Source organism: Candidatus Venteria ishoeyi (assembly GCF_030378065.1).
GTDB classification, from domain to species: Bacteria; Pseudomonadota; Gammaproteobacteria; order Beggiatoales; family Beggiatoaceae; genus Venteria; species Venteria ishoeyi.
Genome location: NZ_JAUCGJ010000105.1, coordinates 1 through 1,845 on the forward strand (window position 1 = coordinate 1; position 1,845 = coordinate 1,845).

The following is a 1,845-nucleotide window of genomic DNA, read 5'->3' on the forward strand; positions in this document are numbered from 1 at the left end:
GTCATGACTTCTAAGCAACAACAAAAACCGCGTGCAAAGCGAGCAGTTTTGAAAAGCCCTGTGCGGTAATTCCGCACGCAGGGATTTGTGAGGGGGTAACTGGGTAACTGGTTGTTCTACCTCGATAAAATATATTCAAATCTTATCATTTCTATTATCCTGTCCTAAAACCTAAATTCAAAGAGGGATAAAGCCATGCCCACACCACGCAAAGAACAAGTCAGCAAACACATCAACGGTCATTATCACTGCATCAGTCGCGCCGTGCGCCGCGCTTTTTTATGTGGCGTTGATAAGCAAAGTGGCGAAAAATTAGAAAAAATTAGAAGACATCCACAAAATTTGAAAAAAATACTATTTCTGTTATCCTGTCCTAAAACCTAAATTCAAAGAGGGATAAAGCCATGCCCACACCACGCAAAGAACAAGTCAGTAAACACATTAACGGTCATTATCACTGCATCAGTCGCGCTGTGCGCCGTGCTTTTTTATGTGGCGTTGATAAGCAAAGTGGCTGCAATTATGAGCATAGGCGGCAATGGATATTGGACAGGCTGGAAGTGCTTGCCGGGCAGTTTGCGGTTGAGGTTTGTGCCTATACCATTATGAGTAATCATTATCATCTGGTACTGCATGTGGATTATGAGCAGAGCTTGACCTGGGATGCTGAGGAAGTGGTCAAGCGTTGGTGTACCTTGTTTCCACCACAGGCGTTAAAAGATTCTGATGACAAACAAATTGATACTGAAGTGGTCAACGCTTATTTTGCACGTCTGACAGCAGATGAGGAAAAAGTGAGCTTGTGGCGGGAACGTTTGGCAGATTTAAGCTGGTTTATGCGTTGCCTGAACGAGCCGATTGCACGCCAGGCAAACAAGGAAGATAAGTGTACCGGGCGCTTCTGGGAAGGGCGTTTCAAATCCCAGGCTTTGCTGGATGATGCCGCTTTAATTAGCTGCATGGCCTATGTTGACCTTAACCCGGTACGAGCCGCCATTGCCCAAACCCCGGAAGATTCTGAATTTACTTCTTTTGCAGCAAGAGTTGAGATTCAAAAAAAATCAGTCTCAAAACCAGAACCACAAAGCCAATGGCTTTTACCTTTTGCTGAGTCTAAAAAGACCGGGAAACCTCAAGCCACGCAAAATACGCATGTTTGCCTACCCATCAGCCAGGAAGAATACTTTGAACTGGTCGATTGGACTGGGCGCTGTATTCGTGATGGTAAGCGTGGCGCTATTCCTGCGCATATTCGACCCATTTTGCAACGTTTGGAAATTAAGCAAGACAACTGGATAGATGGCATACAGCATTACGGTAATCATTTTTATAAGGTTGTTGGTATCATGCGGCATTTGCTGGAAGAAACTGAACGGCAGGGGCGCAAATGGTTTAAGGGGCAGAGTGCTGCCCGATTGTTATACCAATAGCTGATATTTTCATTTCTCATTAAGTCATATTTATGGCACCAAACGACTTGCCATAGGTAGGTTATGGCTGATTTTTGGTTTTTTTTATATGATCGGGCTGTTTTTCCTGGTTTATCTCTGAATTTTATAATTTGACTTGGCTGAGGAAATAGAATGATAGTGTTGTTTTATTTTTTTAATTTATTGGCTGTCTGCTAATTTTTTTCTTCAGATTTATAGCACCAAATGACTTGCCATAGGTAAGTTATGGCTGATTTTTGATTTTTTTCATATGATCGGGCTGTTTTTCCTGGTTTATCTCTGAATTTTATAATTTGACTTGGCTGAGGAAATAGAACAATAGTATCGTTTTATATTTTTAATTTATTGGCTGTCTGCTAATTTTTATATTTATGGCACTAAACGACTTGCTATA

Annotated in this window: 2 protein-coding genes; both read left to right on the top strand. The window is 41.8% G+C overall.

The window, feature by feature from the left end:
• Window positions 1–195: 195 nt before the first annotated feature.
• The gene (locus QUF61_RS18075; protein WP_289682947.1) at window positions 196–384 is read left to right on the top strand and encodes a hypothetical protein; all 189 of its coding nucleotides are present in this window, start codon (window positions 196–198) and stop codon (window positions 382–384) included.
• A gap of 20 nt (window positions 385–404) precedes the next feature.
• Window positions 405–1,430 (top strand): hypothetical protein, encoded by a 1,026-nt coding sequence (locus QUF61_RS18080; RefSeq protein ID WP_289682948.1) that lies wholly within the window; start codon window positions 405–407, stop codon window positions 1,428–1,430.
• Window positions 1,431–1,845 lie beyond the last annotated feature (415 nt).

Coding starts and splice junctions, on each gene's coding strand:
- QUF61_RS18075 (WP_289682947.1), top strand. CDS start 196: ATGCCCACACCACGCAAAGAACAAGTCAGCAAACACATCAACGGTCAT.
- QUF61_RS18080 (WP_289682948.1), top strand. CDS start 405: ATGCCCACACCACGCAAAGAACAAGTCAGTAAACACATTAACGGTCAT.